Here is a 24,404-nt window from a genome sequence, read left to right on the forward strand (position 1 = left end):
TTTATGAGGTGCAGCGATGCCCGCACGGGCCGCCGTAGCGGCCCGTGACAGGGGTTGCAGTGGTTCAGTGGCTGACGGCGGTGGCGGCGCCCAGGCCAGTCTGTGCGCGCACGAACTGGTCGTCGAAGGCGGCACGTTCGCGGGCTGCGCGGGCGCTGCGGTCGAGCCTGGACACAATCACCGTGACCAGGAACGCCAGCGGCATGGAAAACAGTGCCGGATGGTCATAGGGGTAGATCGCCTGGGCGTTGCCCAGCACCGACACCCACACCGCCGGCGACAGGATCACCAGCCCCAGCGCGGTGATCAGCCCGGCAAAGCCGCCGGCCAGCGCGCCGCGGGTGGTCAGGCCTTTCCAGTACATGGCCATGATCAGCACCGGGAAGTTGGTGGAGGCGGCGATACCGAAGGTCAGGCCCACCAGGAAGGCCACGTTCTGCTTCTCGAACAGGATGCCCAGCAGAATCGCGATGATGCCCAGGCCGACGGTGGCGATACGGGTCACGCGCATCTCGTCCTTTTCGCTGGCGGTGCCCTTTTTCCACACGGTGGCGTAGAGGTCATGGGAGATGGCCGACGCACCGGCCAGTGCCAGGCCCGACACCACCGCAAGAATGGTGGCGAAGGCCACCGCCGACAGGAAGCCCAGGAACAGGTTGCCGCCCACTGCCTTTGCAAGGTGCATGGCGACCATGTTGCCGCCACCGATCAGCGCGCCCTTGAGGTCGCCGTCCACGTAGAACTGCGGGTCGGTGCCGACGATGACGATGGCCGCGTAGCCCAGCACCATCACCACCAGAAAGAAGAAACCGATGAAGCCGGTGGCGTAGAACACCGACTTGCGTGCTTCCTTGGCGTTGGGCACGGTGAAAAAGCGCATCAGGATATGCGGCAGCCCGGCGATGCCGAACACCAGCCCCAGCGACAGCGACGCGGCGTTGATCGGGTCGGCCAGCATCGAGCCGGGGCCCATGATGCTCCAGCCTGTGCTGTGCACGTTCACTGCGCGGCTGGCCAGGGTTTCCAGGCTGAAACCGAACTCGGCCATGGCCAGCAGCGCCAGGGTGGTGCCACCGGCCAGCAACAGCACGGCCTTGATGATCTGCACCCAGGTGGTGGCGATCATGCCGCCGAAGATCACGTACACCAGCATCAGGGCGCCCACCACCATCACTGCGGTGCTGTAGTCCAGGCCGAACAGCAGCTTGATCAGTTGCCCGGCACCCACCATCTGCACCACCAGGTAGCAGCACACCACGGTCAGCGAGCCGAAGGCGGCGAAGGTGCGGATGCGGGTCTGGTCCAGGCGGTACGACACGATGTCGGCAAAGGTGTAGCGCCCCAGGTTGCGCAGGCGCTCGGCCATCAGGAAGGTGATGATCGGCCAGCCGACGAAGAACGCCACGGTGTAGATGAAGCCGTCGTAGCCCTTGGCGAACACCAGGCTCGACAGGCCCAGCAGGGTGGCCGCCGACATGTAGTCGCCGGCAATCGCCAGGCCGTTCTGGAAGCCGCTGATGCCGCCGCCGGCGGTGTAGAAGTCGGAGGTGGAGCGGGTCTGGCGCGCGGCCCACCAGGTGATCGCCAGGGTGCCCAGCACGAACACGAAGAACATCGCGATGGCATGCAGGTTGACCGGTTGTTTGTCGGCCACCAGCGGCGCCGCGAAAGCCGCCGGGGTCAGCAGCAGGCTGCTCAGCACTAGCAGTGCGGTGCGGTTCATTTCGACTCCTCCAGTACCTGTGCGCTGAGGCTGTCGAAGCGGGTATTGGCGCTGCGCACGTACCAGCCGGTCAGCAGCCACGACAGCACGATCAGTGCCGAGGCCACGGGAATGCCGAGGGTCAGTTGGCGACCGTCCCCCAGCGGTGTGTGCAGCACCTGCGGGTAGAACGCCACCACCAGCATGAACAGGTAGTAGGCACCCAGCACTGCGGCGCTGAGCGACCAGGCCAGGCGCGATCGGGTGCGCACCAGTTGCTGGAATTTGGGGTTGGCGCGGATGCGGTCGCAACTCTGCGCGTGATCGGTTGGGGCGTGCGTCATGGGTGGGGCTCCTTTGTTGTTTTTATTGCCTGGGGCGGGCCATCGACTTTGTTGCGGGTGTGGGGCGTCAGGGCGGCGGGCAGGGCTCGCAGCCAGACGGTAAATGCTGTGGGGCAGGCGCCGGCGCGCCGCGATCAGGTCGCGGGGCGGGGTAATGTGCGCGGGGGTGAGCCGAGGTTGAGCAGGCTCGTACAGGCAGGGGCGAGGCCCTGGTGAGAATTCGACATGTGTGGCACCCGTTGGCTGATTGTTAGCTCTTGATGTCAGCTGCCCCCTTGTCGGTGGCGGCAGCGCAGATGGCTCCGGGCATCTTATATAACAATGTCGGGTTGTTATGGAAGTACTACCTGCGACGTATAGTAATACTACTATACGTTGCGTCATAAAAAGCTTCGCCGGCAAGGCCGGCTCCTACATGATCACGGTAGGAGCCGGCCTTGCCGGCGAATGGCGTCGACGCGCTGTCGGAAAGATGCGCTCAGAACGCGAGCTTGTACCCGATCAGCAACAGCATCCCCGCCAGGCAAGGGCGCAGTACGTTGTCGGAAATGCGCCCGGTCAGGTGGCTGCCCAGGTAGATCCCCGGCAACGAGCCCAGCAGCAGGTAGCCCAGCAACGACCAGTCCATGTTGCCCATGCTCGCATGGCCCAGGCCGGCGACCAGGGTCAGAGGTACGGCGTGGGCGATCTCGGTGCCCACCAGGCGCCGGGTGACCAGGTACGGGTACAGCAGAAACAGCGCGACAGTGCCCAGGGCGCCCGCGCCAATCGAGGTCAGTGACACCATCACGCCCAGCACCACGCCAGTGACCACGGTAAGGGCGTTGAGGCTGCGTTCGCTGAGGTGGTAGCGGTCACCGGCGTGCTTGCTGGCAAACGCCTGCAACCGCGACTTGAACAGGATGGCCAGCGCCGTGAGGATCAGCACCACCGCCAGGCCCTGCTTGATCACGCCGTTGAGCGTCTGGGTGTCGGTATGCAGGGTGCTCAGAAACCACAGGGTCAAGGCCGCCGCTGGCACGCTGCCCATGGCCAGCAGCCCGGTGATCTTCCAGTCGATGTTCTTTTGCTTGCTGTGCACCCAGACGCCACTGGCCTTGGTGATGGCCGCATACAACAGGTCGGTGCCCACTGCAGTGGCCGGGTTGATGCCGAACCAGAGCAGGATCGGGGTCATCAACGAACCACCGCCAACGCCGGTCATGCCGACAATGAACCCAACAACCAGGCCTGCGATGGTGAAACCAAAAGAACCTACATCCATAAATACCTAAACACCCAGCGAGCCCGTGATCGGATGGCGCCAGCATAAAGGTTTTTTTATAGCCAAATAGACTTGTTCGTTATTAGTTTATAACCGTAACGCAGCAGGCGAGGGTGCCATCGACCGCCTGGGCGGCCGATGGGCGAGGGCGGGGGTCAGATCTTGAAGCTGTCTACCAGTTGCTTGAGGCGCCCGGCCTGACGCGCCAGGTCATCGCAGTGCTTGAGGGTGTCGTTGAGGTTGGCCACACCCTGCTGGTTGAGCACGTTGATCTGGGTGATGTCCAGGTTCAGGCTCTCGACCACGGCGGTCTGTTCCTCGGTGGCGGCTGCTACCGACTGGTTCATGCCGTCGATCTCGCCAATGCGCAGGGTCACGCTGGTCAGGCGTTCGCCGGCCTGGTTGGCGACCTGCACGCTCTGCTCGCTGGACACCTGGCTGGCGTTCATGTTGTGCACTGCCTCGCGCGACCCCACCTGCAGGGTGGTGATCATCTTGTGGATCTCTTCGGCCGATTCCTGGGTACGGTGCGCCAGGTTGCGCACTTCGTCGGCCACCACGGCAAAGCCGCGACCGGCTTCACCGGCCCGTGCTGCCTCGATGGCGGCGTTGAGTGCCAGCAGGTTGGTCTGCTGCGAGATGCCCTTGATCACGTCGAGGATCTGGCCGATGTCATCGGTGCTGGCGTTGAGGGTTTCGATCTGCTCGCACGACTCGCTGATCTTCTGCGACAGCGCCGTCATCGCGCTGATGGTCTCCTGCATCACCTGGCGACCATCGTTGGCCTGGTCGCTGGCACCGCTGGCATGTTGCGAGGCATCGGCGGCGTTGCGCGCGATCTCCTGGGTGGCGGCGCCCAGTTCGTTGATTGCAGCGGCCACGCTGTTGGTGCGCAGGCTCTGTTCCTCGGAGCCGATGATCGAGGCGTTGGAGGCGCTCATCACGCGTTCCGACAGGTCGTGCACCTGGCGGGTGGCCGAGGCCACTTCGGAAATCGATGCATGGATGCGCTCCACGAACTGGTTGAAGGCACCGGCCAGTTCGCCGAATTCATCCTTGTTTTCCACGGTCAGGCGCCGGGTCAGGTCGCCTTCGCCCTGGGCGATGTCCTGCATGGCGCGGCCCATGGTGGTGAGGGGGCGCATCAGCACCGGAATCAGCAGGCTCAGCAGGCCGGCGATGGCGGCCACGGCGATCAGCATGGCGATGATGGCCGAGGTGCGGAACTGGCTCAGCGGGGCGTAGGCCTTTGCCTTGTCGATGGACAGGCCGATGTACCAGTCGGCCGACGGCAGGCCGCTGACCGGGGCGAACGAGATGATCCGCTGTTCGCCGTTGAGGGTCACGTCGTGCAGGCCGGCGGCGACCTGCAGGTTGCTGCCGGGGTAGATGTCCTTGAGGTTCTTCATGGCCTGGTCGCTGTCCGGGCTGACGATCATCTGCCCGTCGCGGTCGACCAGGAAGGCGTGGCCGATACCGCCGAAGTCCACGGCATTGATGATATCCACCAGGGTGGCCAGGCTCAGGTCGCCGCCCACCACGCCGACCAGTTCGCCGTTGCTCTTGACCGGCATCGCAATGGTCACCACCAGCCCGCCGACAGCCGCCAGGTAGGGTGGGGTGAGCATGGGTTTGCCGGCGGCGACAGCGGCGGTGTACCAGGGACGCTGGCGCGGGTCGTAGCCGTCGGGCATTTTCGCGTCCGGGCGCTGGGTGAACACGCCGTTGGTCTGGCCCACATAGGTGAACTGGAAGTTCGATGTGAAGGCGGGCTGGTCGACCAGCCCGGGGAAGTCGGCATTGGCGCCCTGATGGGCGATGTTCTGGGCCAGGTTTTCCAGCACCAGGATGCGCCCGCTCATCCAGTTCTGCACACTGCTGGCTGTCAGCGCGCCGGCCTGGTTGACCGACGATTCGATGTTCTGGCGGATGGTGTTGCGTTGCAGGTAATCGTTGTAGAGGGTGAACAGTGCAAAGGCCAGCACGACGACTGCGCCGGCGCTGAGCAGGATCTTGTGGCGAAATTTCAGGTTCATGTTTCGAGACCTTTAGCCAGATAGGGGAAGTGACGGCGTCACGGGTCGGAGCCTTGTGAGCACCGCCATCGTGAATTGCACGCGACTGACCTTTCAGGTATCGGCTGAAACCACGAAATATTTACGTACCATTTTGACGCGGGGTCAGTCGGCCAGGGCTGCGGTCTGTCTCAGCAACCTCACCAGCTCCTGGGCAGCGCGTTGCAGCGGCTGCTGCTTGAGCCAGAAGGCATGCACCGGCAGGCGCAGTTCATTGCGGGTGTTGCGAAAATCCAGTTGCACCAGTCGCCCGGCGTTGAGCAGCGGGGCAATGCGCGACAGCGGGAAGTCGCCCCAGCCAAGCCCGGCCTCGACCATCTCGATGGCCATGCTGAGGCTGTCGGTGCGCCAGTGCGAGGCACCGATCAGCACGCGGGGGTCGAGCATCGGCAAATCGCGGCTGGCCACCACGATCTGGCGCACGTTGACCAGGTCTTCGAGGTAGCGCACCTGCTCGCCCAGCGCGGGGTGATGGGGCGAGAGGGTGGCGGTCAGCGACTCCATGCCGACCTGTTCGAAGCGCTGGCGCGGGTCGACCGTCAGCCCGGCAAACGCCAGGCACAGCTGCACGCGACCCTCGTGCAGCAGGTGCAGCGCATCTTCCTGCGGGGCGCTGAGCACCTCCACCTGCAGCAGCGGGTGGCGCTGGCTGATCTGGCCGATGGCCTGGAACAGCGGCTGGTGATCGATGTCGGGCACCACGCCGATGGCCAGGGTGCTTTCCAGGCCCTGGGAAAGCTCGATGGCGTGCACCTGAAGCTGCGTCAGCTGGTCGGCGATCAGCCGGGCATGGGGCTCCAGCGCCAGAGCCAGCGGGGTGGGGCGGGTTTCACGGTGGGTACGCTCGAACAGGGCAAAGCCTAGCTCCGCCTCCAGGTTGGCGATGGCCATGCTGACTGCCGAGGGTACCCGCCCCAATGCCCGGGCGGCAGCCGAGAACGAGCCGCGGTCGAGCACCGCAAGAAACAGTTCGATAGTGTCGCTGGAAAAATTCATCAGCCTCTCCTTTCAGTAGATCTGATAGCTGCTGACTTTTTCTGTCAAGAAAATTGACGCATCCTGCCGGCCGAATTTGATTTGCCGAGGGGTGAAAAGGTGCAAGGTCTGAAACGCAAGCTGGTGTATGTAACGGCCTATGAAGGTATCGGGCTGTGCCTGTCGACACTCGGGCTGGCGCTGCTGTCCGGCACCGCGCCCAGCAACACCGGGCCGCTGGCCGTGATGATCACCACCATCGCGATGGTGTGGAATTTCATCTACAACACCCTGTTCGAGTACTGGGAGAGCCGCCAGGCCACACGGGGGCGCAGCGTGGCCCGGCGCGTGGCGCACGCGATCGGGTTCCAGCTGACCCTGGTGGTGTACCTGATCCCGCTGATTGCCTGGTGGCTGGGGATTTCGCTGTGGGAGGCCTTCGTGGTGGACCTGGCGTTCATCATCCTGATCCCCTGCTACACGTTCCTCTACAACTGGCTGTTCGATCGGGTGTTCGGGCTGCCGAGTTCGGCATCGGCACAGGTATCGCCCGCCGTGTAGGTCGTGCAGGCCCGCGATGCTTTGCTTCTGAGCGTCGGCTAGGCATAGAATGATAGGAATTCTCATTCGTACCCCCGGTCGCCCATGTCCACTCCCGATCCCGCGTTGCGCGAACAGGTCAGCCGTATCTATCAGGACCACCACCGCTGGTTGCAGGGCTGGCTGCGTCCGCGGGTGGCCTGTCGGCACCTGGCGGCCGACCTGATGCAGGACGTGTTCGTGCGGGTGCTCAGCGCCCCGGACGCCAGCGACCGGCTCGGCGCGGTACGCGAACCACGCGGCTACCTGGCCACCATCGCGCGGCGTTTGATGATCGACTACTTTCGCCGTGCCCGCCTCGAGCGGGCCTGGTTGCAGGCACTGGCCGAGCAGCCCGAAGCGGTGGAGATATCCGAGCAGGAGCGGCTGATCCTGCTGCAGACCCTGTGCGAGCTGGATGCCATGCTGGCGGGGCTCGGCCCGCGCATACGCCGGGCCTTTCTGCTGTCGCAGCTCGATGGCATGACCTACAGGCTGATCGGCGAGGAGCTGGGGGTTTCCGAGGTGACGGTCACCCGCTATATCGCCAAGGCCTTTCACCACTGTACGCTGTACAGCCTGCAAGCCGACTCGTGACCCCATGGCTACTCTCGACCCTCTCCAGCGCGCCGCGCTGGAACAGGCTGCGCTTTGGCGCGCCCGCCTCAATGCTGATGCCGTGGATGATACCGACCGGCAAGCGTGGCAGACCTGGCTGGACGCCCACGACCAGCATCGCTGGGCCTGGCAACAGGTCGTCCAGGTTCAGCAGCGGCTTGGCCAGCTATCTGGCGGGCTGGCCGGGCGTACCCTGGACATCGCCGGGCAGCCTGCCGCGATCCCGCGGCGCGGCGTGCTCAAGGGCATACTGGTGCTGGCCGGCACCAGCGGCCTGGGCTGGGCCGGCTACCGAGAGCTGAGCAGCGGGCCGTGGACGGCGGACTACCATACCCGCGTCGGCAAGCGTCAGGCATTGACCCTTGCCGATGGCACCCGGCTCGAACTCAACACCGACACTGCCCTGGATGTGCGCTACGACAACCAGCAGCGCCTGCTGGTACTGCGCCAGGGCGAGGTGATGATCACCAGCGCCGCCGACAAGGCCGGGCGCCCGTTGCGGGTGCAGACCGTCAACGGCACCGTCGAAGCGCTGGGCACGCGCTTTCTGGTGCGCCGCGACAGCGACGCCAGCAGCACGCAACTGGCGGTGTACCAGGGCCAGGTGGGCGTGATGCCGCGCGATGGCATGGGGGGGGCGGTGGTCGATGCCGGGGATCAGGTGCGGTTTTCACACCCCAAGTTCGTGCTTGGCTCGCCACTGGAGCCCGACCGCGATGCCTGGCGCAGGGGGCTGCTGATTGCCAACGACCAGATGCTGGGGGTATTCATCGCCGAGCTGCGGCGTTATCGCCCCGGTTGGCTCAACTGTGCCAACGAGGTTTCCAGCCTGCGTATCAGCGGTACCTTCAAGCTCGACGATACCGAGCAGATTCTGCGCGCCATCGGCAAGACCCTGCCGGTGCGGGTCGAGCGGCGCACAAAATACTGGGTAAGCATCGAACCCCTCACCACCTGAAAAATATTTTTCGTAAATGATAGGTATTCGCTCCTTCGTTCGACTTCTAGGCATCCAGGCGTGATGGCCTGACTGCCAACCAGAAGAGAAAAGAACCGATGAATACCCGATCACCGGTCGCGGCAAGGCTGCGTACCACGCTGTTGTGCTCCACCCTGCTGTGGCCGCTGGCGATGCCGGGCATGGCGCACGCCGACAGCACCACACCGACCGAATACAACCTCGACCAGGGCGACCTGGGTCAGGTTCTGAACCGCTTCGCCGCCCAGGCCGGCGTGGTGCTGTCGTTCGCACCGAGCCTGACCGCGGGCAAGACCAGCGCCGGCCTGCACGGGCGTTACAGTGTCGATCAGGGCCTGCAGGCGTTGCTCGAGGGCAATGGCCTGATGGCCGTGCGTGAAGACGACGGGCGCTACAGCCTGGCCCCGCTGCCGCAAACTGCCGGGGCGCTGAACCTGGGCGTGACCGAAGTCACCAGCAACCAGTTGGGTACCATCACCGAAGACAGCGGCTCGTACACGCCAGGCACCATCGCCACCGCCACACGGCTGGTGCTGACACCGCGCGAAACGCCCCAGACCATCACCGTGGTCACCCGTCAGCACATGGACGATTTCGGGCTCAACAACATCGACGATGTGATGCGCCATACCCCGGGCATCACCGTGTCGGCCTTCGACAGCGACCGCACCAGCTACTATGCCCGCGGCTTCTCGATAAACAACTTCCAGTACGACGGCATCCCCTCGACGGCGCGCAACGTCGGCTATTCGGCCGGCAACACCTTGAGCGACATGGCCATCTATGACCGCGTGGAAGTGCTCAAGGGCGCTACCGGCCTGCTCACCGGCGCGGGGTCGCTGGGGGCCACGATCAACCTGGTGCGCAAGAAGCCGACTGCCGATTTCAAGGGGCATTTCACTCTGGGCGCCGGCAGCTGGGACAACTACCGCAGCGAACTCGACGTGGGCGGCCCGCTGACCGACAGCGGCAACGTGCGCGGCCGTGCGGTGGCGGCCTACCAGGACAAGCACTCGTTCATGGACCACTACCAGCGCAAGACCAACGTCTACTACGGCATCCTCGAATTCGACCTGAGCCCGGACACCCTGCTCACCGTGGGCGGTGACTACCAGGACAACAAGCCGGAAGGCTCGAGCTGGTCGGGCAGCATTCCGCTGTTCGATGCCCAGGGCAACCGCAACGACCTGCCACGCCACTTCAACAACGGCGCCAAGTGGAGCCACTGGAACCAGTACACCCGCACCGTGTTTGCCAGCCTGGAGCATCACCTGGCCAACGGCTGGGTTGCCAAGGCGCAGCTGGACCACAAGATCAACGGCTATGACGCGCCGCTGGGCTCGATCCAGGGTTACTACCCGCGCGCCGACGGCACCGCCAGCCTCTATTCGGCCAAATACACGGGCGAGACGGTGAGCAATTCGGCCGACCTCTACGCCAGCGGGCCGTTCGAGCTGCTGGGGCGTGAGCACGAACTGGTGATCGGTACCTCGTTTGCCCAGTCTCACTGGGAAGGCAAGGGCTGGTGGAGCGCCAGATACCCCAATGGCAACTCCGTCGACTACGGCAGTTGGAACGGCAACACCCCCGAACCGGACTGGGGGGAGCAGACCCAGACCGTGGATGACCGCGTGCGCCAGACCGGCACCTACGTGACCACCCGCCTGCACCCCACCGACGATCTGACGCTGCTGCTCGGTGCACGCCTGGCCAACTACCGTATCAACGGCGTGACCGCCAACGGCCGCGAGGACGATCGCCTGCTGCCCTACCTGGGGGCGGTGTACGACCTCAATGACTACCTGTCGCTGTATGCCAGCTACACCGATATCTTCATGCCGCAGGATGCCTGGTACCGCGACCGCAACAACCGCCTGCTCGACCCGGATGAAGGGCAGAACTACGAGGTGGGCCTGAAGGGTGAGTTCCTTGACGGGCGCCTGAATGCGAGCCTGGCGTATTTCGAGATTCACCAGAGCAGCCGGGGCGAAGAGGACCGGGCCTACAACGGCAACCCGACCAACCCGGCGGTCGAGTATGCCTACGAAGGCATCAAGGCCAAGACCAAGGGTTATGAGGCAGAGATCTCCGGCGAACTGGCCGAGGGCTGGCAACTGCAGGGGGGTTACACCCACAAGGTGATCCGCGATGACCAGGGCAAGAAGGTGTCGACCTGGGAGCCCGAGGACCAGGTCAGTTTCTACACCAGCTACAAGCTCAAGGGGGCGCTCGACCGCTTGACCATCGGCGGTGGTGCGCGTTGGCAGGGCAAGGGCTGGCAGGTGTTGTCGAACAACGTCAAGAAGCGCGACGAAGAGTTTGCCCAGGACCCTTACTGGCTGGTGGACCTGATGGCGCGTTACCAGATCAGCGAGCAGCTGTCGGCCACGCTGAACGTCAACAACGTGTTCGACAAGGCCTACTTCACCAATATCGGCTTCTACAACTCGGCCTCTTATGGCGACCCGCGCAACGTGATGGTGACCACTCGCTGGGACTTCTGAGGCCAGCGTGCCGAGGTATCAGGCCTGCCGTTGGGCGAGGCAGGCCTGGTGGATCGCGTCCCAGCATTCCTGGCTCCACAGGCGGATCCAGGTGGCGGCCCACAGGCGGTCCCAATGCCGGCGCAACGGGTTGCGTCGGCGCGCCTCCAGCAGCTCTTCGATTTCTTCGTTGAGCGATACCGGCTCGAAACCGGTCCATACCGGTGGTACCGGCGCCACGATGTTGTAGTAGCAGACCGGCGCGACTTCCTCGTAGAAGATGCGCTTGAGCTCGGCCAGGTCGAAGGGTTCGAGTTCGCGGGCGATCCAGGCGTAGTCCACCCAGCTGTCGACGAACGACTCGGAGAGCAAGGCGCGGACGTTGTGGCGTTGTTCTGGGGTCACGTGGCGGGCTCTTGTGGGGATGCCCGATGCTGCGCGGTTTGTCGTTGGCAGGTCAAGCGCAGCAAGACCCTTCGCCGGCAAGGTCGGCTCCTGCACAACACCTCCTGCAGGAGCCGGCCTTGCCGGCGAAAGGCGCACCGCCATTCTCAATCCAGGCTCAGCTTGGCCTCGATGCGGTCCAGGTGCTGGTGCATCAACTGCAGCGCCGCCTCGCTGTCGCCGTCCTCCAGTGCGTCCACCAGGGCTGCATGTTCCTGCCAGGCGCAGTGTTCGCAAGGCTGGGTCTCGTACTGGGCAATGATCAGCGACGTCATGGGCACCAGCCCGTTGAGAAACCGCGTCAACGGGGCATTGTCGGCCATCTCCGCCAGCTTCAGGTGAAACTCGCCCCCCAGACGAATCGCCGTGCACCGATGGCCCTGCTCGTGGTGCTTGCGCTCGCGGGCAATCAGCTCGCGCAACTGGCGGATGCGTGGGGCACTGGTGCGCCGCGCCGCCAGCCCGATCAGCGTGGTTTCAGCCAGGCGCCGGGCACTGAGCACCTGGCGCGCCTGCTGCGGGTCGGGTGCGGCCAGCCGGGCGGTGTGCGCCGGGCGTTGCACCACCACCTGCTGGTCGGACAGGCGCCCCAGCACGCGGCGGATCACCGTGCGGCTCACGCCGAAGGCCTGGCCCAGCGCCTGCTCGGTCAGCGCGGTACCTGGCGCCAGGCGCTGTTCGAGGATCGCATCGAACAGGCGCGGGTAGATCTCGTCAGCGCTCAGGCGCTGCTCGCCGGCCGCCAGCAGCGCGGGCAGGGCGATCGCGGACGGGGTAGCAGGGCAGGCGTTCATGGTCGCTCTCCTGGTCAGTTGCCCGGGTGTTCATCCGGAATGGTCAATTCGATGCCCATGCGCAGGCCTTCCTGCAGAATGTGCCGGCGCATCTGCGCACTGGCCTGGGCGCTGTCCTTGTTGCGGATGGCGCGCACCACCGCCTCGTTCTCTTCCAGGCGCGCGGCCAGGTGCTCGGGCGAGTTGTGCAGCACCTGGGCGCTCTGCTTGAGGGCATTGCTGGTCTGCTGCACCACACTCTGGAAAATCGGGTTGGCGGTCAGTGCGAACAGCTCTTCGTGAAATGCCAGGTAGGCGCGCACCCCGGCTTCGCTGTCGCAGGCCTCCAGGGCCTCGCGCATGTCCATCAGGGTCAGGCGCAACTGGCCGATTTCCTTGCTGCTGACCGACTGCGCCACTAACCCGACAATGAACGGCTCCAGCGTGTAACGCAGCTGCAGCACGTCCTCCAGGCTGGCTCCGGCCACGGCCGCGGGGGCCTGTACCAGCTCCTGGGTACCGGGGTCGAGCACCAGCACTCCCTTGCCTGGCATGGAACGCACCAGGCCGAGGGTCTCCAGCACCGTGACCGCCTCGCGCAGGCTTGGCCGGCTGATGCCCAGTTGCTCGGCCAGTTCTCGCTGACCCGGGAGCATCTCGCCCGAGCGCCACTGGCCACGGGCCAGTGCCTGGCGCAGTTTCTCCACTACCGCATTCACTACCGTCGATGAGGTAATCACTGTTTGCTCCCTGAAAACACATGCATACGTCGTTGCCTAGAATTCCTGTTGATGGGCAGGGGTGGGCAGCTTGCGCGTCTGGAAGCTGAAGCCCTGCTTGCCGTTGAGTACGTTGTTGGCGCGTTCCAGATCAATGTCCTTTTCCCAGCGGGCGATGGCCACGGTGGCCACGCAGTTGCCGATCAGGTTGGTCAGCGCGCGGCCGATGCCCATGAACCAGTCCACCGCCAGCACCAGCACCAGGCCCACCACCGGGATGGCCGGTACTGCCGTGAGGGTGGCGGCCAGAATCACCAGCGCCGACCCCGGAATGCCGTGGGCGCCCTTGGAGGTGATCAGCGACACCAGCAGGATGGTCAGCAGGTCGGTCATGGCCAGCGGCGTGCCGGTGGCGTTGGCGATGAACACGATGGCCAGGGTGAGGTAGATGGAGAAACCGTCCAGGTTGAAGGAGTAGCCCGTGGGGATCACCAGGCCGACGGTGGAGCTGCCGATGCCCAGGTGTTCGAGCTTGCGCATGATCTGCGGCAGGACCGCATCGGACGATGCAGTACCCAGCACGATGCCCAGTTCTTCGCGCATGTACTTGAGGAACGGGAACAGCTTCAGGCCCGAGACGCGCATCACTGTCCCCAGGATCACCAGCACGAAGCCTGCACAGGTCACGTAGAACAGAGCCACCAGGCCGCCCAGGTGTTGCAGCGAGTCCAGGCCGTACTGGCTGGTGGTGAAGGCGATGGCGCCGAACACGCCGATCGGCGCCAGGCGCACGATCATGCCCATGATGCGGAAGATCACATGGCTCAGTTCGTTTATCAGCCGGGTGATGCCCGACGCGGCCTCGCCCACCAGGTTCAGGGCGCTGCCGAACAGCACCGAGAACAGCAGCACCTGGAGGATGTTGTTGTCGGCGAAGGCGCCGAGCACCGAATTGGGTATCAGGCCCATGAGGAACGCTGCCGTACCCTGGATATGCTGGCCACGCTCGGCCAGCGCGCCGGCATCGGCGGTCGACAACTGGTCGAGGTGGATGTTGGCACCGGTACCGATGCCTGAGGTGAATGCCAGTACCAGCCCCAGCACCAGCGCAATGGTGGTCAGCACTTCGAAGTAGATCACCGACTTGAGGCCGATGCGGCCAACCTTCTTGAGGTCGCCGGCACCGGAAATGCCGCTGACCACCACGCAGAACACAATCAGCCCGATGAGCATCTTGATCAGCTTGATGAAGCCGTCACCGAGGGGTTTGAGTTGCAGGGAAACTTCAGGAAAGCTCAGGCCGCAGGCGATGCCGAGCATCAGGCCGAGCACCACTTGGAGGAAGATCGAACGCGAGCACCATTTGAGCATGGGGAGGGATCTCTGGTCGGTGTCCGTGCTTCTGGCAACAAGCGCCGAGCGACAGACTTAATTATTGTGGTCTTACCGGTATGTCCAGTGCAGGCGCAGTGTAGGCGGGGTTTTTGCGTGTTTGCAAGTATTTCGCGAATCCAGGGCATCAGATCGGTTTTACCGGTCTGACCAGTTACAGTACTTATCGACGACAAAAGCGCTTCAAGCAACAGTGGCAGGCGCCTGTCACGCTTTTGCGAGGGCAGTGATCAAGGCTTGGAAAGGGCCAGGTCTACCGCTGCAATCAGCTTTCCCAGGTCCTTGGGTGGAGCTTTGTGAATAACACCGAACAAGTAGGCACGTTGCTCGTCCGCATCTTCCAGGTCGGCGAAAAAGGCATTGAGCTTGACGCCCAGCACGTCGGCAAAGGTGAACAGCGCTTCGACACTGGGGGTGTAGGTGCCGGTTTCAAAGCGGCTTATGGTTTTGGGGTCAAAACCGGTTTTTTCGCCAAGTTCAGCCTGAGTAAGCCCGGCTACCTTGCGATAGCGTCTGATGGCTGGACCCAAACTAGATAATTCCATCGCTCGATTCCCATTTAGAATCAAGAACTTAACGATAAATATTGGCATTGCACAACGCCACGTTTCATCACCTTTCCTTGCAAAATGTGATGTATTTCGTAGAATCGTTCACTTGGACCGACATTTACGCTGCAGGTTTCAGGGCCGCTGGACAAGGCTTTAGCGTGCGCTTCAGGGAGTTTTAACGTGCGTCTCAATCTGCCGGTCACGGCTGTCGAACAGACCTTTCCGGACCATCAGCGGCTGATTTCCGCCACCGATACCGACAGTAACATCACCTATTGCAATGCCGAATTCGCCGCCATGAGTGGCTTCAGCCAGGCGGAACTGATCGGCAGCACGCACAACCTGGTGCGCCACCCGGACATGCCGCCTGCCGTATTTGCCCTGATGTGGCAGTACCTCAAGGCCGGCCAGAGCTGGATGGGCATCGTCAAGAACCGCTGCAAGAACGGTAACTTCTACTGGGTCAGCGCCTACGTCACACCGGTGCTCGAGGACGGCCGCCTGGTCGGCTACGAATCGGTACGGGTCAAGCCCACTCGCGATCAGGTGCAGCGCGCCGAAGCGCTGTATGCCCGTCTGCGTGAAGGCAAGCCCCCCGTGCCCTTCGGGCGTCGCCTGGCCCTGCAGGGCCGCGTGCTTGCGCTGCCGTTGCTGGCAGCCGCTTTGGCCATAGGCGCCAACCGGCTGTTGCCGGGCTGGGGCGGGCAGGGCATCACCCTGGCGCTGTTCGTGGCGGTGGGCCTGTGGGGGCACAATCGCCTGCGCCATGAAGTGCGCCAGATCGTGCGCAGCACCCCCAACACGTTCTCCGACCCGATCAGTGCGCTGGCCTACAGCGAAGCGCTGGGGCCGACCGCGCAACTGCAGATGGTGTTGATCAGTGAAGAGGCGCGCCTGAAAACCGCGCTGACGCGCCTGAGCGACCTGGCCAACCAGATGGCCGTGGCCGCCAGCGATTCCAGCCGGCTGTCCAATGCCACCGAGCTGGCGCTGCTCGACCAGCGCGCCGAAACCGACATGACCGCGGCGGCGATGACCGAGATGGCGGCATCCATCGCCGAAGTGGCGGTGCATGTACAGCAGACCGCCAGCGAGGCCGGCACCGCCAACCAGCTGGCCGAACAGGGCAGCCAGGTGGCCGGTACCTCGCGCGAGGCGATCCAGCTGCTGGCCAGCACCGTCACCCAGATCAACCAGGCGGTCGGCCACCTGGCCGGGCAGACCCAGGACATCATGCTGGCTGCCAGCGTGATCCAGGCGATTGCCGACCAGACCAACCTGCTGGCGCTCAACGCTGCCATCGAGGCGGCTCGGGCCGGCGAGCAGGGCCGCGGCTTTGCCGTGGTGGCCGATGAGGTGCGCGCCCTGGCGGGCAAGACCCGCCAGTCGACCCAGCAGATCCAGGGCATCATCGAGACCCTGCGCAGCGGCGCCGATGACGCGGTGAGCATCGCCAACCTGGGCATCCAGGAGGCCGAGCAGGGCGTGGCGCAGGTGGTCGAGGCGCAGCGCGCACTGCAAGGCATTCGCGAGGCGGTGGCACGCATCACCGATATGACCCAGCAGATGGCGGCCGCCTCGCAGGAGCAGTCCTACGTGGCGGAGGACGTGTCGCAGCAGATCAATCGGGTAGCCGGCACGGTGCAGAAGACTGCCGACAACGCCAATGCCGCCGCCACCCGTGGTGGCGAGCTTGAGCATATTTCCAGCGGCCTGCGTGCCTTGGTTGAACGCTTCAACCGATAGCCGCCAGGCGAGTGAACGAGCATGGATGACAACTACCGCGCGGCCGTCGACGCGGCCGCGATCTTTTCCGAAACCGACCTCGCCGGACGCATCACCTACGTCAACCAGCAGTTCTGCAGCATCTCCGGCTACAGCCGTGAAGAGCTGCTGGGGGCCAACCACCGCATCCTCAATTCCGGCCTGCACGGCAGTGACTTCTTCGAGAGCATGTGGGCATCGCTGGTAGCCGGCAAGGTCTGGAAGGGCGAGATCTGCAACCGCGCCAAGAACGGCTCGTTGTACTGGGTCGACAGCACCATGGTGCCACTGCTGGACCCGGCCACCGGCAAGGTCCGCAAGTATGTGTCGATCCGCTTCGACGTCAGCGAAAAACGCCAGCTGGTGCACACGCTGCAATGGCGCGTGGGGCATGACGTGCTCACCGGGCTGCCCAACCGCGCATTCCTTTCGGACCTGCTGAACCAGGCCCTGGAATTCTCGCGCACCGAGCAGTTCCCGCTGGCGGTGTGCATGCTCGATCTGGACGGCTTCAAGGCGGTCAACGACGGCTATGGGCATGCCTGCGGCGACCTGCTGCTGGTCGAGGTGGCGGCGCGGCTCAAGGGCATACTGCGTGGCGGCGATGCGGTTGCGCGGTTGTCTGGTGACGAGTTCGTGCTGATTCTGCGCCATGTCGAGGGCCAGGCGCAGTTGCGCACGGTGCTGGGGCGGGTGCTGTCGGCGGTGGCGGCGCCGTATTCGATTCGCGGCCAGCAGATCAGTGTCAGTGCCAGTATCGGCGTGACCCTGTACCCGGCCGACAACGATGATGCCGACACCCTGCTGCGCCATGCCGACCAGGCGATGTACGTGGCCAAGCAGAGCGGACGCAACCGCTTCCACCTGTTCGACGTATCGCTGGACCAGGAAGTGAAGGCCACGCACCAGACGGTTGAGCGGGTCCGCCGCGCCATGAAGAATGGCGAGCTGCGCCTGTTCTACCAGCCCAAGGTGAACATGCGCAGTGGCGAGGTGCTGGGCTTCGAGGCCTTGCTGCGCTGGCAGCACCCGGTCAAGGGGCTGGTGCCGCCAGCGGAGTTCCTGCCGTTGATCGAGCAGACCGACCTGATCGTGGACATCGGCGAGTGGGTGATCGACCGCGCGATGGCGCAGATGCAGCATTGGCAGGACGCCGGGTATCGCTGGTCGGTGAGCGTGAACATCGCGGCGCGCCACTTTCAACGGTCTGACTTCGTCGAGCGCCTGCGCCTGTTGCTTGCGCGTCATGACGGGGTTGCGCCGCGCATGCTCGACCTTGAGATCGTCGAGTCGGTGGCAATCGAGAACATCAAGCGGGTCAGCGAATGCCTGGAGGCGTGTCAGCAGTTGGGTGTGCAGTTTTCACTGGATGACTTTGGCACCGGCTACTCGTCGCTGAGCTATCTCAAGCGCCTGCCCACCCAGGCGATCAAGATCGACAAGTCGTTCGTGCGCGACATCCTGCATGACCAGGATGACCTGGCCCTGACCCGCGCGGTGATCGGCCTGGCACGGGCCTTCGGGCGCCAGGTGATCGCCGAGGGGGTAGAGACGGTGGAGCATGGCGAGGTGCTGATGGGGCTTGGCTGCGATGTGGCGCAGGGCTACGGCATCGCCCGGCCGATGCCGGCGGCGGAGGTGGTGGGATGGGTGCGCGAGTATGTGCAGCCGCATGAGTGGGTGGTGCTGCGCCAGGCGTGATACCGCGTCGGGCCCTTGGCCGGCAAGGCCGGCTGCTGCAGGGCCGGCGCTACAACTGCGGCGCCGTGTTCTTCACCACCGCCAGTTCCGGGTGCGCCACCAGCTTGTCGATGTGCAGCTCGTCGTTGTTCATCCAGGTTTCGCTCAGCACCCGGTAATGCTCCATGTCCCGGCAGCGCATGCGCAGGCTGTAGTCGAAATGCCCGCTGATGAGCTGGCACTCGAATACCTGCGGGCAGGCCTTCATGCAGGCCTCGAAGGCCCGCTGGGCCGAGCGCCCGCTCTGGTTGGACAACGCCACCAGCACCAGCAGCGACAACCCTGGCGACACCCGCTGCACATCGATGATCGCGCCATAACCACGTATCACCCCGCGTCGCTCCAGCTTGCGCACCCGCTCCAGGCAAGGCCTGGGCGTCAGATGCACCAGCGAAGACAGCTTCTCGTAGGTGATGCGCCCGTTGTGGCGCAGTACGTCGATGATCGCCTCGTCGATCCGATCCAGAGGCGGCGTGTCATGCAAGCGGTTGGCCTTGGTGTCCATGGTGGCGTCGGTTCACTTCAAACGGTTGGAAAGAAATTGCTGCAGGCGTTCGCTCTGCGGCTGGTCGAGCATCTGCGGGCCGCCCTGTTCCTCGACCCGGCCCTGGTGCAGGAACAGTACCTGGCTCGACACCTGGCGGGCAAAGCCCATCTCGTGGGTGACCATCAGCATGGTACGGCCTTCCTCGGCCAGCGTCTGTATCACCTTGAGCACTTCGCCAACCAGTTCCGGGTCCAGTGCCGAGGTCGGTTCGTCGAACAGGATGATCTCCGGTTCCATCGCCAGCGCCCGCGCAATGGCCACGCGCTGCTGTTGCCCGCCAGACAGGAATGCCGGGTACTGATCGGCCGCGCGCCCTGGCAAGCCGACCTTGTCCAGGTAGGCGCGGGCGCGGGCCTCGGCCTCGCGCGGGCTCACCCCAAGCACGCGGCGCGGCGCCAGGCAGATGTTCTCCAGCACGGTCATGTGGCTCCACAGGTTGAAGTGCTGGAACACCATGGCCAGGCGCGTGCGCAGGTTCTGCAGCTGGGCCGGGTTCGGCGCGCGGGTGCCGGCGCGGCCCTGGTGCATCTCGATGCTCTGGTCGTCGAGGGTGATCACGCCCGAGTCCGGCTGTTCGAGAAAGTTGATGCACCGCAGCATGGTGCTCTTGCCCGAGCCGCTGGCGCCGATCAGGCTGATCACGTCGCCCTTGCGCGCCTGCAGCGAGACGCCCTTGAGTACCTGGTGATCGCCATAGCTCTTGTGCAGGGCATCCACGCTCAGTTTGATGGCGGCGCTGCTGACGCGCGGGGCGGTGGGGGTTTCGTACAGGGCCTGGCCATGGGCCGGCAGGGGGTGTGCGCAAAGGGTCATGGGTCAGCCTCGGGCAGGAACAAGGAAACGCATCCAGCGGCGTTCGGCCAGGCGAAACAGCCCGACCAGCGCGAAGGACAGCAGCATGTACAGAATGGCCGCGATGCCGAAGGCCTGGAACGTCAGAAAGGTCGCGGCGTTGGCGTCGCGGGCCACTTTGAGGACGTCGGCGACGGTGGCGGTGAACGCCAGCGAGGTGGCATGCAGCATCAGGATCAGCTCGTTGCTGTACACCGGCAGCGCACGGCGCAGGGCTGCCGGCAGCACCACGAACAGGTTCAGGCGCCAGCCATGCAGGCCGTAGGCCTGGGCGGCCTCGATCTCGCCATGGGGAATGTTGCGAATGGCCCCGGCGAAGATCTCCACGGTGTAGGCGCAGGTGTTGAGCACAAAGGCCAGCAGCGTGCAGTTGAGCGCATTGCGCAAGAACTGGTCGAGCAGCGCGTTGTCACGTACCACCTCCAGCCCGTACAGCCCGGTGTAGCAGATCAACAACTGGATATACAGCGGGGTGCCGCGAAACACGAAGGTGTACAGCTCTACCGGCCAGCGCAGCCAGCGCTTGCGCGACACCCGCGCCAGCGCCAGTGGCAACGACAGCACCAAACCCTGCACCATGGTCACGATGAACAGCCACAGCGTCATGGCCAGCCCCGACATGCCCGCGCCATCGCTGTACAGGTAGGCCCGGCCGTATTCCTGAAGCAGTTCGATCATGATGCCAACCCCTTGATGCCGGTGTTGTAGCGCCGTTCCAGCACCTTGAACAGGCGATTGGAAAGGGTGGTGATAAGCAGGTAGACCAGCCCCGCGAACAGCAGAAAGTACAACGGCTCATTGGTGGTCTTGCCGGCGTTCTGCGCAGCCTTTACCAGGTCGGAGAGGCCGATGATCGACACCAGCGCGGTGGACTTGAGCAGCACCAGCCAGTTGTTGCCCAGCCCCGGCAGGGCGAAGCGCATCAGTTGCGGGAACAGCACCAGCTGGAAGCGCTGCACGCGGCTCAGCCCGTAGGCGGTAGCCGCTTCCAGCTGGCCATGGGGCACGCTGAGGATCGCTGCGCGAAAGTTCTCGGTGAAGTAGGCGCCATAGATGAAGCCCAGGGTGATCACGCCGGCCATGAACGGGTTGATCTCGACGTAATCCCAGCCAAGCAGCTCGGTCAGGTCGTTGAGCCACAGCTGCAGGGTGTAGAAGATCAGCAGGATCAGCACCAGGTCGGGCACGCTGCGAATCAGCGTGGTGTAGAGGGTGGCGGGAATGCGCAGCAGGCGCAGCGAGGACAGCTTGGCGCTGGCGCCGATCAGGCCCAGCAGCAGGCTCAGGCCCAGTGACAGAAAGGCCAGTTGCAGGGTCATCCAGGTTCCTTGCAGCAACAGCGGGCCGAAGCCCTGCAGGCTCAGGGCCTGCAAGCCGGTGGAGGTGAGGAAGTCGTTCACGGGAAAACTCTCGGTAGGACCAAAGGCGGGTGCGACAGCGCACCGGGCCGTGCAGGCCCGGGCTCTGCAGGCGATTACTCGTTGTAGATATCGAGGTCGCCGACGTACTTCTGCTGGATCCTGGCGAAGGTGCCATCGGCCAGCACCGCGGCGATGCCCTTGTCGATCAGCGCCTTGAGCTCGGCGTCGTTCTTGCGCAGGCCCATTGCGATGTCCAGGGGCAGGGTGGGGTCCTTGATTGCCGGGCCGCTCTTGAAGTCGGCGCCTTCGGGGGTGTTGAGGAAGTTCAGCTGTGCTTCGAGCTTGTCGGTGAGGGTGGCGTCCAGGCGCCCGTTCATGAGGTCGGCATAGTTCTGGTTCTGGGCCTGGTAGGCTTTGACCCGGGCGCCCAGAGGCGCCAGCTTGGCGCGGGCGTAGGCCTCTTGCAGCGAGCCTTGCAACACGCCAACGGTCTTGCCCTCGAGCGATTCGGGGGTGTCGCCGAAGTCGGCGCCCTTGCGCACGATCACCGAGGTGGGGCTGAGGAACAGGCGATCGGAAAACTCGATCTGCTTCTGACGGGCCGGCGTCACCGCCATGGACGACATGATTGCGTCGAACTTGCGTGCACGCAGGGCCGGGATCATGCCGTCGAATTCGTTGTGCACCCAGGTGCACTTGACCTGCAGCTTTTCACAGATGGCATTGCCCAGCTCGATGTCGAGACCTTGCAGGCTGCCATCGGCGGCGACGGATTCGAAGGGCGGGTATTCGGGGAACACGCCGAAACGGATTTCTTTCCATTCCTGGGCCTGGACTGTGCTCGCGCACATGGGCAGGAGCAGCACGCTGAGCAGCTTTCGCAGCGAGGTCATAAAGGTATCCCTGTGTCTTGTAGTTGATGTAGGGCAGTGAACGCTTCGTTGGCCTGAGCCTTGGTCTGTGTGTGACTCTTCGGTCTGGGCGTCAGAATGCGTGAAGGCAGCATTTTTTTTGTGTCGTTTGGGCCGGCGCTGGCTGCCGGATTCTGCTGTTGGCGATTCGGTGTCAGCCGAATCGGCTGCGTGACCTCCTGTTTTGGCTTCGGGGCAGCTTGCTGTGTACGGCCGTGCAAGGTGCACGGCCGCCTGGATTGACGTGCAGGCCCGGTCTAGGCGCGTTTCTTGTGCACCGCCTGAACCTTGGGCAGCAGCCGTGCAAACAGGTCCTTGGGGTTTTCCAGGGCCGGCACCAGGTCGATTTCATGGCCGATATCCAGGGCCTTGGCCACATCCAGCACATAGCGCAGGGCCGAGTAGTCTTCGATGGCAAAGCCCACCGAGTCGAACAGGGTGACCTGGATGTCGTTCTCGCGGCCGAGCACCTGGCCGTTGACCACTTGCCAGAACTCGGTGATCGGCGAGTCGGCTGGCATCTGCTGGATCTCGCCCTCGATGCGGCTCTGCGGTTCGTACTCGACGATCACCCGTGCGGCGTCGACGATGTCGCGGTGCAGCTCGGTCTTGCCCGGACAGTCGCCACCCACCGCGTTCAGGTGCATGCCCGGCTCGATCATGTCGGCGGTCAGGATGGTGGCGTAGGCTTTGTCGGCGGTGACCGTGGTGACGATGTCGGCGCCGCGTACCGCATCGGCAACGGAGCTGGCCAGTACCACCTTGATCGCCGGGAAGGCGCGAAGGTTCGCGGCCAGTTTGGCCGTGGCTTGTGGGTCCAGGTCGTACAGGCGGATTTCCTCGATGCCCACCAGCGCGTGGAAGGCGATGGCCTGGAATTCGCTCTGCGAGCCGTTGCCGATCAGCGCCATGCTGCGGCTGTCGGGACGCGCCAGGTAGCGTGCGGCCAGGGCCGAGGTGGCGGCGGTGCGGATCGCGGTGGTCAGGGTCATTTCGCTGAGCAGCAATGGCGCGCCGGTGTCGACATCGCCCAGCGCACCGAACGCCATCACGGTGAGCATGCCGCGCTGGGTGTTCTTCGGGTGGCCGTTGACGTACTTGAAGGCGTAGAGGTTGGCGTCGGAGGCCGGCATCAGCTCGATCACCCCGTCTGGCGAGTGGTTGGCCAGGCGCGCGCACTTTTCGAAGTCGTGCCAGCGCAGGTAGTCCTGGCGGATGTACTCGGCCATTTCTTCCAGGCAGGTGGTGAGGCCCTTGCGGGCGACCAGTTGGCTGAGGTCGTTGACGTCGATGTAACGGGTCATGGGGAGCTCCTTCTTGTGGTCGGTCAATTGCGCACCGGCAGGTGCACTTCGGCGAGCATGCAGCGCGCGCTGCCGCCGCCGATGCGTTCGATGTTGTCGATGTTCACCACCACCGGGTGGGTGTGCCGCTCGACCTGGCGGCGCTGCTGGGGGTGCAGCGAGCGCCAGGCACTGCGCGACATCACCAGCAGCGGCTGGCCTTGCTTGTCGTGCACTTCGAGCATGTTGCCGGCGAAGCCTTCGAGCTGGTCGAAGTCCAGGGCCAGGATGTCCTTGCCGGTGGCACGCAGGCTGTGTTCCAGGGTACGGCGCTCGTCGGCATCGGGCAGTGCCTTGAGGCACACCACCGACAGCCCGCGGCCCACGCTCATCATCACGTTGCAGTGATAGATGGGCGCCCGGTGCCGGTCGACGGCGTGAAACAGGCACAGGCGGTAGTCGAGCCTGTCGGCGAACTGGCGCAGTGCTTCGGTGTGGGTGCGCCCGGAGTGGCAGGCGTAGCTGATGCGGTGTTCGCGGTCGAGCACCATGCTGCCGGTGCCTTCCAGGAACATGCTCTGTTGCTCCAGCGGGCTCAGGTCGATGGTGTTGTGAATGCTGAAGCGGTCGGCGAGCACCTGCAGCACGCCCTTGTCGCGTTCCAGGCGGCGGTTGTGGCCCTCCATCGGGTAGAGCACCAGGCTGCCGTCGGCGTGGCTGCTCCACCAGTTGTTGGGGAAGATCGAGTCAGGCGTGTGCGGGGCCGGCGTGTCCTGCACCACCAGCACCTCGACGCCATGCTGGCGCAGGGTGTCCACATAGCCGTCGAACTCTTCCAGCGCTTTATGCTGTGCCTGGTCGGGGTCCAGTGCAGGCTGCTGGAAGCGGTTGTTGAGTGCGGTGTCCGGGTTGAAGGCGAACCGCGCGGGGCGGATCATCAAGACTGTATTGGTGGTTTGCATCGAGGCACGCATCCGGGGTTGGCAGTGCGTCTATTGTCGATGCAGTGGCGCTGCAATCCCGGCTGAAGCGCGCGGGGCGCTCAGCG

General features: G+C 64.4%; 23 protein-coding genes. 6 read left to right on the forward strand and 17 right to left on the reverse strand.

Annotated elements, in window-relative coordinates; all coding sequences use genetic code 11:
- Positions 1-64: 64 nt before the first annotated feature.
- The 5 genes from B4I46_RS00690 to B4I46_RS00710 all read right to left on the reverse strand — a co-directional run bounded on the left by B4I46_RS00690 (position 65) and on the right by B4I46_RS00710 (position 6,381).
- The gene (locus B4I46_RS00690; RefSeq protein WP_058541320.1) at positions 65-1,723 is read right to left on the reverse strand and encodes a cation acetate symporter; all 1,659 of its coding nucleotides are present in this window, start codon (positions 1,721-1,723) and stop codon (positions 65-67) included.
- A complete protein-coding gene (locus B4I46_RS00695; RefSeq protein WP_043864525.1) occupies positions 1,720-2,046 on the reverse strand; it encodes a DUF485 domain-containing protein in 327 nt (108 codons plus the stop codon). Before B4I46_RS00695 ends, B4I46_RS00690 begins: the two co-directional genes overlap by 4 nt.
- Positions 2,047-2,524: 478 nt before the next feature.
- Complete coding sequence (locus tag B4I46_RS00700; protein WP_043864524.1) at positions 2,525-3,310, reverse strand: sulfite exporter TauE/SafE family protein; 786 nt, start codon at positions 3,308-3,310, stop codon at positions 2,525-2,527.
- Positions 3,311-3,465: 155 nt separating this feature from the next.
- Positions 3,466-5,346 (reverse strand): methyl-accepting chemotaxis protein, encoded by a 1,881-nt coding sequence (locus B4I46_RS00705; protein ID WP_058541318.1) that lies wholly within the window; start codon positions 5,344-5,346, stop codon positions 3,466-3,468.
- A 144-nt stretch (positions 5,347-5,490) separates the two neighbouring features.
- Complete coding sequence (locus B4I46_RS00710) at positions 5,491-6,381, reverse strand: LysR family transcriptional regulator (RefSeq protein ID WP_286898040.1); 891 nt, start codon at positions 6,379-6,381, stop codon at positions 5,491-5,493.
- 99 nt (positions 6,382-6,480) lie between these two features.
- Here B4I46_RS00710 and B4I46_RS00715 point away from each other — a divergent pair, with 99 nt between their 5' ends.
- The 4 genes from B4I46_RS00715 to B4I46_RS00730 all read left to right on the forward strand — a co-directional run bounded on the left by B4I46_RS00715 (position 6,481) and on the right by B4I46_RS00730 (position 11,040).
- Complete coding sequence (locus B4I46_RS00715) at positions 6,481-6,921, forward strand: PACE efflux transporter (protein ID WP_043864659.1); 441 nt, start codon at positions 6,481-6,483, stop codon at positions 6,919-6,921.
- 84 nt (positions 6,922-7,005) lie between these two features.
- Positions 7,006-7,536 (forward strand): sigma-70 family RNA polymerase sigma factor, encoded by a 531-nt coding sequence (locus B4I46_RS00720; RefSeq protein ID WP_043864521.1) that lies wholly within the window; start codon positions 7,006-7,008, stop codon positions 7,534-7,536.
- A 4-nt stretch (positions 7,537-7,540) separates the two neighbouring features.
- Entirely contained in the window at positions 7,541-8,515 is a 975-nt protein-coding gene (locus B4I46_RS00725) for a FecR domain-containing protein (protein ID WP_043864520.1), read from the forward strand.
- 98 nt (positions 8,516-8,613) lie between these two features.
- Complete coding sequence (locus tag B4I46_RS00730; protein WP_167400205.1) at positions 8,614-11,040, forward strand: TonB-dependent siderophore receptor; 2,427 nt, start codon at positions 8,614-8,616, stop codon at positions 11,038-11,040.
- Between the two features lie 18 nt (positions 11,041-11,058).
- Here the strand turns inward: B4I46_RS00730 and B4I46_RS00735 are convergent, their stop codons facing one another.
- From B4I46_RS00735 to B4I46_RS00755, 5 genes are all read right to left on the reverse strand, one after another.
- The gene (locus B4I46_RS00735) at positions 11,059-11,424 is read right to left on the reverse strand and encodes a DUF7079 family protein (protein ID WP_063612014.1); all 366 of its coding nucleotides are present in this window, start codon (positions 11,422-11,424) and stop codon (positions 11,059-11,061) included.
- Between the two features lie 146 nt (positions 11,425-11,570).
- A complete protein-coding gene (locus B4I46_RS00740) occupies positions 11,571-12,257 on the reverse strand; it encodes a GntR family transcriptional regulator (RefSeq protein WP_043864518.1) in 687 nt (228 codons plus the stop codon).
- A gap of 14 nt (positions 12,258-12,271) precedes the next feature.
- Complete coding sequence (locus B4I46_RS00745; protein WP_043864517.1) at positions 12,272-12,976, reverse strand: FadR/GntR family transcriptional regulator; 705 nt, start codon at positions 12,974-12,976, stop codon at positions 12,272-12,274.
- Between the two features lie 36 nt (positions 12,977-13,012).
- Positions 13,013-14,326 carry a C4-dicarboxylate transporter DctA gene (locus B4I46_RS00750; RefSeq protein WP_043864516.1) on the reverse strand — a complete coding sequence of 438 codons (1,314 nt, stop codon included), beginning with the start codon at positions 14,324-14,326 and terminating at the stop codon, positions 13,013-13,015.
- A 251-nt stretch (positions 14,327-14,577) separates the two neighbouring features.
- Entirely contained in the window at positions 14,578-14,892 is a 315-nt protein-coding gene (locus tag B4I46_RS00755; protein ID WP_043864657.1) for a helix-turn-helix domain-containing protein, read from the reverse strand.
- 186 nt (positions 14,893-15,078) lie between these two features.
- Between B4I46_RS00755 and B4I46_RS00760 the strand changes: the two genes are divergently transcribed.
- Positions 15,079-16,644, forward strand: a complete 1,566-nt coding sequence (locus tag B4I46_RS00760; protein WP_116055014.1) for a methyl-accepting chemotaxis protein — start codon at positions 15,079-15,081, stop codon at positions 16,642-16,644.
- Positions 16,645-16,665: 21 nt separating this feature from the next.
- Entirely contained in the window at positions 16,666-18,363 is a 1,698-nt protein-coding gene (locus B4I46_RS00765; protein ID WP_043864514.1) for a putative bifunctional diguanylate cyclase/phosphodiesterase, read from the forward strand.
- Positions 18,364-18,412: 49 nt separating this feature from the next.
- Here the strand turns inward: B4I46_RS00765 and B4I46_RS00770 are convergent, their stop codons facing one another.
- The 7 genes from B4I46_RS00770 to ctlX form a co-directional block, all read right to left on the reverse strand.
- Positions 18,413-18,907: an Lrp/AsnC family transcriptional regulator gene (locus B4I46_RS00770; RefSeq protein ID WP_043864513.1), complete on the reverse strand. Its 495-nt coding sequence runs from the start codon at positions 18,905-18,907 to the stop codon at positions 18,413-18,415.
- Between the two features lie 12 nt (positions 18,908-18,919).
- Positions 18,920-19,762: an ABC transporter ATP-binding protein gene (locus tag B4I46_RS00775; protein WP_229589384.1), complete on the reverse strand. Its 843-nt coding sequence runs from the start codon at positions 19,760-19,762 to the stop codon at positions 18,920-18,922.
- A gap of 3 nt (positions 19,763-19,765) precedes the next feature.
- On the reverse strand, positions 19,766-20,479 hold the full coding sequence (locus B4I46_RS00780; protein ID WP_286898061.1) for an ABC transporter permease: 714 nt from the start codon (positions 20,477-20,479) through the stop codon (positions 19,766-19,768).
- On the reverse strand, positions 20,476-21,201 hold the full coding sequence (locus tag B4I46_RS00785; RefSeq protein ID WP_043864511.1) for an ABC transporter permease: 726 nt from the start codon (positions 21,199-21,201) through the stop codon (positions 20,476-20,478). The genes B4I46_RS00780 and B4I46_RS00785 overlap by 4 nt, the downstream gene beginning before the upstream one ends.
- Positions 21,202-21,275: 74 nt before the next feature.
- Positions 21,276-22,055, reverse strand: a complete 780-nt coding sequence (locus B4I46_RS00790; protein WP_088515235.1) for an ABC transporter substrate-binding protein — start codon at positions 22,053-22,055, stop codon at positions 21,276-21,278.
- Positions 22,056-22,330: 275 nt separating this feature from the next.
- Positions 22,331-23,377, reverse strand: coding sequence for an ornithine cyclodeaminase (locus tag B4I46_RS00795; protein WP_100633179.1), 1,047 nt, complete (start codon positions 23,375-23,377; stop codon positions 22,331-22,333).
- 23 nt (positions 23,378-23,400) lie between these two features.
- The gene (ctlX, locus tag B4I46_RS00800) at positions 23,401-24,318 is read right to left on the reverse strand and encodes a citrulline utilization hydrolase CtlX (protein ID WP_054915323.1); all 918 of its coding nucleotides are present in this window, start codon (positions 24,316-24,318) and stop codon (positions 23,401-23,403) included.
- Positions 24,319-24,404: the final 86 nt, after the last annotated feature.

The organism is Pseudomonas sp. UBA7500, assembly GCF_002478435.1.
GTDB classification, from domain to species: Bacteria; Pseudomonadota; Gammaproteobacteria; order Pseudomonadales; family Pseudomonadaceae; genus Aquipseudomonas; species Aquipseudomonas palmensis.